This is a genomic window from Streptomyces sp. LS1784 (genome assembly GCF_020103755.1).
In the GTDB taxonomy this organism is placed as follows: Bacteria; Actinomycetota; Actinomycetes; order Streptomycetales; family Streptomycetaceae; genus Kitasatospora.
Window position 1 is genome coordinate 1 of sequence record NZ_JAHSQD010000495.1, and the last position, 6,205, is coordinate 6,205.

Sequence of the window (6,205 nt, forward strand, 5' to 3'; positions counted from 1 at the left end):
CCGCCGCGGCCGCCCGCCGCCCGTCCGGGAGGCCGCCGCGGCCGCCCGCCGGGCCGGGGCCGACAGCCCCGTCGACCTGATCCAGCTGTGTGGCGCCACCCTGGTCCTCGGGCGCGACGAGGAAACCGCCGAACTCGCCGCCGAACTGGTCGCCGAGGCCCGCGCCAAGGGCACCGTCGGCGTGATGCCCACCCTGCAGTTCTTCCTGGCCGAGGCCGAACTCTTCCACGGCCGGCACCGCGACGCCGAACTCACCGCCACCGAGGGGCTCGGCCTCGCCCGGGACACCGGCCAGCACCAGTGGGTCAGCCAACTCGCCGCGCTGCTCGCGTACCTGGCCGCGCTCGACGGCCGAACCGACCGCTGCGCCGAACTCGCCGCCACCGCCCTCGCCACCACCGGAGCGCAGACCGCCGCCCCCGCGGCCGGCCTGGCCTGGGTCCAGTGGGCGCTCGCCCTGCTCGACCTCGGCCAGGGCCGCGCCGGCGACGCCGCCGACCGGCTGCACACCCTCACCACCGGCCCGCACCGGCACCACATCAGCGCCACCCGGGCCGTCCCCGACCTGGTCGAGGCCGCCGTCCGCCTCGGCACCCCCGAACGCGCCGCCGAACCCTACGAGCGCTTCGCCCGCTGGGCGGCCGCCGCCGACCGCCCCTGGGCCGAGGCACTCCGCCTGCGCTGCCAGGCCCTGCTCGGCCCCGACGAACTCGCCGAGACCACCTACCGCGCCGCCCTCACCCGGCACGCAACGGCCCACCGCCCCTTCGAACAGGCCCGCACCGCGCTCCTCTACGGCGAATGGCTGCGCCGCACCCGCCGCCGCACCGACGCCCGCCCCCACCTGCGCGCCGCCCTGGAGACCTTCGACCGCCTCGCCGCCCACCCCTGGGCCGCCCGCGCCCGCACCGAACTCTCCGCCACCGGCACCCCGGCCCCCACCTCGGCCACCGCCGCCGGCACCCCGCAGTCCCCCCTCACCCCCCAGGAACTCCAGATCGCCCGCCTCGCCGCCCAGGGCCTCACCAACCGCGACATCGCCGCCCAGCTCTTCCTCAGCCCCCGCACCGTCGCCCACCACCTCTACAAGGCCTACCCGAAGCTCAACATCACCTCCCGCACCGAACTGACCACCGTCCTCTGACGCGGCGGTCGACGCGGCGGTTCTCCGGCCGCTGAGCCCGGCTGCGCCCGGTCACCGCTCCGGCAGGCCGCGTTCGAGGGCGGTGACGACGGCGCTCAGCACCTCCGTCTCCCGGGCGGTCAGGGCGACGGGGGCGGGGCGCCGCATACGGGCGACCAGGCGTTCGGCGACCCTCGGAGCCAGGACGGTCTCGCCCCTGGCGGCGCCGGGCCGTCCAAAGCAGGACCCCGAACACCCGGCCCGCCCCGCCCGCCACCCGCGCTGTACGGACCGGCATGCCGCGCCACCCCCGCCGGACGGCCCGGTCGCTGCACTTGGCTGCCGTACGGCAGGCCCCACCCGAAGCGGCCTTCTACGCGCTCGCGCTGTTGCCGGGAACCCGCATGCGCCGGACGCGCGGCGGGCGTGTCCGCTACTGCGGTTCACTGCTTCGGGCAAGCGGTCGCGGTCGCTGACGACGGCCGCACCGGTAGGGGGGTGAGGGGGGTGCAGACCGGGGTGGCGAGTCCGATGAGTTTCACCAGTCCCACGCCGCCGGTCGGGGGGAGGAGTTCCGACCAGTTGTTGGCCAGCCAGACGTTGCCGGACTGGTCGATCTGCACCGCCGTGAGGTGCTGGATCGCCGCGTTCCGGAAGCCCTGCGGGGGAGACAGGAAGGTGCCGGTGGAGGCGCCGGGCGGGCAGGCGGCGGTGTTCTCGCCGCACAGCAGCCACACGGACGGGGTGCCGAAGCCGGCGACCCACACGCGGTCGGATCCGTCGATGGCCGCGGACCAGGGGCCGACCGTGACGGGCAGCTCGTGCTCGGCTGCGATGGTTCCGTCGGGCCGTAGCTCGGTGATCGAGTTGCTGAGGAAGTCGGGCACCCAGGCGTTGTTCTCGGCATCGATGGCGAGTCCCAGGGGGAAGTTGATCGAGCTGCTCGTGATGGGAGAGAACGCGGTCGGTTTGAAGTCCGGGCCGATGACGGTGACGCTCGCACCGAGCAGGCCGGTGGGTTCGGGCAGGCGCGTTTCCATGAGTCTGGCGCCGCTGAGGCGGGCGTTGGTGACCCAGGCCCGCCCGTAGCCGTCGATCTGGACGGCGAAGGGATGGTCGAGGCCGCCGCCGGTGATCGTGACCGCCTTCGAGGGGTCACCATGCGGGTAGACGATCACGCTCCCCTGGTCGGGCGCGCCTTTGAGGCCGTAGAAGTTGGCGACCCACACATTGCCCTTCTGGTCGACCGCGACGCCCTGGGGGCGGTCGGGGCCGCCGTTCTTCCACCCCGTGCCGGGCGACAGCGGGGCGCCGGTGGCCGAGTACTTCGACATCGCGTCGCCCTCGTAGCTGCTCACCCAGGCGGAGCCGTCGTGGTCGATCGCGATGCCCCAGGCTCCGGCCTTCATGCCGCCGCCGCTGATGGGGCTGCCCAGGGTCGGGTGACCGGCCGGATCGAGCACGCTGACGTAGGGGCTCGGCTCCCTGGTTCCGGGCTGCCAGTTGTTGGTTGTCCAGGCGTTCCCCTTGGCGTCGAAGGCGATGCGGCCCGGCGCGTACAGGCCCGTGTCGGTGTAGCGCAGTGCCAGGATCCAGGCCGTGGGCGGCGCGGTGAGCGCGGGGGTGAAGACGCTCGCCGCCCCTGCCAGGGAGTGGAGTTCGGCCGGGGAGAGCGTCGGGTTGTGGACGAGGTTCAGGGCCGCCTGCACCGTGTCATCCGGGGCGGTGCCGCCGGGCGGTGTGGCGAGCCGAAGCACGTCCTGGCAGTGCGGGGCGTTCGCCGTCGCACAGAGCGAGAGCAGGTTGGCGAGCGTTCCGAGGGTGGCGAGGGTCTCGTTGCCGGCGCCGTTGTCCTTGTTCGTGACGACTGCGCCCGGCTTGCCGGTGGCCGGATCGGCAAGGTTGAAGGATGTCGCCGCGGCGTTCTGCAATCCGGGGCTCGGCCCCGCGATGCCGTGCCGGTCGCTGAACTGGGCCAGGGAGTACGTGGTGGCGACGGTGGTGAGTTCGTTGACCGTGGCTGTGGTCGCGGTCCGCTGGGGGACCCCGCCGCCGGCGCCGACGCCGACGACGGAGCGCAGCCGGAGTCTGCCCGCGTCGGCGGACGCGGCTTCGACGTACAGCACTCCGTCCGCGGGCGCGGCGTAGGTGATCCTGAAGGATCCGGCCGCGTCGGTCGTCGCGCGGCCCAGTTCCCTGCTTCCCTCACGCGATCCGGCGAAGAGCGTGACCTGGGCACCGGACAGCGGCTGTCCCGCACCGGTGACTGTCCCGTCCAACGAGGCTGACACGGCGTGAGGTGCGTCCGGCGGAGAGTTGCCCAAGGTCAGCGCGGCAGCGGCTGCGGCAGCGACGGTTGTGGCCGAGGCCGCCACGGCCCATCGTCGTGCGCGGCGAGACTTCCGGAGCACCGGCCAACGGTTGCGCATGTCAGGGGCGGTCATAGCTGGGGGCCTTTCCGTCAGGGCGGCCGGGCCGACCGGGCCGCGGCCGTCACCGGATTCGACTGATCGCCATCCGGGCGCCAGTGCGCCGTGCCGCCGGCCGGTCGGTGCCCTTCCACTGCGCGGGGCGGCTGGACGAGCCGGCTAAGTGGATCGGGACGCGCTGCGCGGCTTCTCGCCTGGTCCGCCGTCTGCTTGCGGTGTCCTCAGCGAGAACCAGCCGATCCTGACTCCGAACAGCCAGATCACGCCCAGATACAGGCCCGGGCCCACCTGACGGATCTCGTCGCGCACGCCGCCGGCGACGAGGGATGTTCCGGAGTAGTCGATGACGATGCACTCCTCGCCGTCCAGCCGACTCGGTCCCGGAGCGACCGTGGCGAGGATGGCGAGCACGTCCAGTGCGGACATCCGATTGCTCAGGTATCCGCCGTCGCGGTCGAAGACCTTTCCCCGCCACACGGCCAGACGCACCAACGCGGCGATCAGCCGGGTCGCGCCTGTGCCCGCGCCGATGATCGCGGTGCCCTCCATCGGACCGTTGGGGATGTCACCGGGCGTGCTCACGCGGAAGAGTTCTTCCAGCCGCTCATCGTCGGCGCCGAGCAGCTCATCCTCACTGACGGTCACGATCATCCTCCGGGCGGTTGCCCCAGTCGCTTGTAGTCCACCGCTGTCGCACCGACCGGTTTCACCTGCCGCTCCTTCAACAGTCCAGTGCGGTGACCAGCACCGGGACTGCGTGCGCAACAGGACCGTGGTGTCGAGTTGACTCCATGGTGGAGGCTGCAGGCATGAACCACCTCCGCTGCTAGGGCGAACGGCTGACAGCCCTCGCGCGGCAGTCCGGGGCGATGCGGGACCGGCGATCGGCGGCTGGGCGGCTGGCCGGCGCTGCCGCAGCAGCAACCGGCCGAGGTGGCCGGCGGTGCTGTGTTCCGCGACGTCTTCGCCGGCCTCGGCCTTGCCCGCGGCCGGTGATCCGGACCGGTGCGACGACGATGGACCGGCTGTTCGCCCGGGGCCTGAGGCTTGGTCACCCGGTTGGTCACGCACAACGACAGAGGCCCTGCCGGATTTCTCCGGCAGGGCCTCTGCACTGGGTCGGGGTGGCGGGATTTGAACCCACGGCCTCTTCGTCCCGAACGAAGCGCGCTACCAAGCTGCGCCACACCCCGGTCTTGCGGTTTGTCGCTCCGTCTCCTTCGCGACGAGTAGAACTCTACCGGACGCTCGCCGAGACACGAAATCCGGTTTCGGGCGGGCGTCCGGTGGGGGTCAGCGGGGGGCCGGGGTGAGGGTGAGGAGGGTGGCCTCGGGGGGGCAGGCGAAGCGGACGGGGGTGTAGCGGTTGGTGCCGCAGCCGGCCGAGACGTGGAGGTAGGAGCGGTGGCCGCCGGCGGTGTGGGTGGAGAGGCCCTTGACCCGGCGGGTGTCGATGTCGCAGTTGGTGACCAGGGCGCCGTAGAAGGGGATGCAGAGCTGGCCGCCGTGGGTGTGGCCGGCCAGGATCAGCGGGTAGCGGTCGGCGGTGAAGGCGTCGAGGACGCGCAGGTAGGGCGCGTGGACGACGGCGAGGGAGAGGTCGGCGTCGGCGGAGGGGCCGCCGGCGACCTCGCTGTAGCGGTCGCGGCGGATGTGCGGGTCGTCGAGGCCGGTGAACTCCAGGTCGAGCCCGTTCACGGTGAGCCGGCCGCGGGTGTTGGTGAGGTCGAGCCAGCCGGCCCCGTCGAAGCCGTCGCGGAGCTTCTCCCACGGGTTGTGGACGGCGCCGGTGATGCCGCGGCGGGCGGTGCCGTCGGGGTTGTTCATGCCGTGGGCGCCGCTGCGCATGGCCTGGAGGTAGCGCGCCGGGTTCTTGCGGGCCGGGCCGTAGTAGTCGTTGGAGCCGAAGACGTAGACGCCCGGGAACTCCATGAGCGGCCCGAGCGCGTCGAGGGTGGCCGGGACGCCGAGCGGGTCGGAGAGGTTGTCGCCGGTGTTGACCACCAGGTCGGGGCGCAGGCCGGCCAGGCTCTTCAGCCAGCGCTGCTTCTTGCCCTGCCCGCTCACCATGTGGATGTCGGACACCTGGAGGACCCGGATCGGGCGGGCGCCGCGCGGGAGGACGGGGACCTCGATCCGGCGGAGGCGGAAGGCCCGGACCTCGTACCCGACGGAGTAGGCGAGACAGGCGGCGCCGGCGGCGGCGATGCCGAGGGGAACGGAGTACAGCGGTCGCATCAGGCCATGCTCTCAGACGGTCGATCAGCCGGTGAACGCCCCGGAGTCGGCGGGGACGGCGGATGCCGGGGGCGCCTCCTCGCAGTCGCGGCGGGCGCGCAGGGCGCGGACCTTGTGGCGGTTGCCGCAGCGCTCCATCGAGCACCAGCGGCGACGGCCGGGCCGCGAGGTGTCGACGAAGATCAGCCGGCAGTCGTGCGCGCCGCACTCCCGGATCCGGTCCGCGTACGGGCCGGCGAGCAGGGCGATGGCGTCGCGGGCGAGGGTGGAGGCCAGCTGCGCGCCGTCGGCGGGCAGCGGGGCGGCCGCGGTGCCGTCCGGGGCGATCCGGGGGACCAGCGGTGGGTGCTCGGCGGTCCGGTTGAGGACGGCGTAGTCCTCGGGCTCGCCCGGGCCGCCGTGGGCGCGGGCGGCG

At 73.4% G+C, this 6,205-nt stretch carries 5 protein-coding genes, 1 tRNA gene and 1 pseudogene; 1 reads left to right on the plus strand and 6 read right to left on the minus strand.

Annotation, left to right across the window (positions count from 1 at the left end):
- A partial coding sequence (locus KS423_RS47640) for a LuxR family transcriptional regulator (RefSeq protein ID WP_263455589.1) occupies nucleotides 1-1,144 on the plus strand: 1,144 nt, incomplete at its 5' end.
- 75 nt (nucleotides 1,145-1,219) lie between these two features.
- Here KS423_RS47640 and KS423_RS35750 read toward each other — a convergent pair.
- The 6 genes and pseudogenes from KS423_RS35750 to KS423_RS35775 form a co-directional block, all read right to left on the minus strand.
- A pseudogene (locus KS423_RS35750) lies at nucleotides 1,220-1,348 on the minus strand (DNA-binding response regulator); the annotation flags it as partial.
- Between the two features lie 218 nt (nucleotides 1,349-1,566).
- On the minus strand, nucleotides 1,567-3,414 hold the full coding sequence (locus KS423_RS35755) for a hypothetical protein (protein WP_224283909.1): 1,848 nt from the start codon (nucleotides 3,412-3,414) through the stop codon (nucleotides 1,567-1,569).
- Nucleotides 3,415-3,711: 297 nt separating this feature from the next.
- Nucleotides 3,712-4,197: a hypothetical protein gene (locus tag KS423_RS35760; RefSeq protein ID WP_224283910.1), complete on the minus strand. Its 486-nt coding sequence runs from the start codon at nucleotides 4,195-4,197 to the stop codon at nucleotides 3,712-3,714.
- 474 nt (nucleotides 4,198-4,671) lie between these two features.
- Nucleotides 4,672-4,745: transfer RNA gene (locus tag KS423_RS35765), tRNA-Pro, on the minus strand.
- 100 nt (nucleotides 4,746-4,845) lie between these two features.
- Complete coding sequence (locus tag KS423_RS35770; protein WP_224283911.1) at nucleotides 4,846-5,790, minus strand: metallophosphoesterase; 945 nt, start codon at nucleotides 5,788-5,790, stop codon at nucleotides 4,846-4,848.
- A 24-nt stretch (nucleotides 5,791-5,814) separates the two neighbouring features.
- Nucleotides 5,815-6,205: CGNR zinc finger domain-containing protein (locus KS423_RS35775; protein WP_224283912.1), on the minus strand; the 391-nt coding region annotated here is incomplete at its 5' end.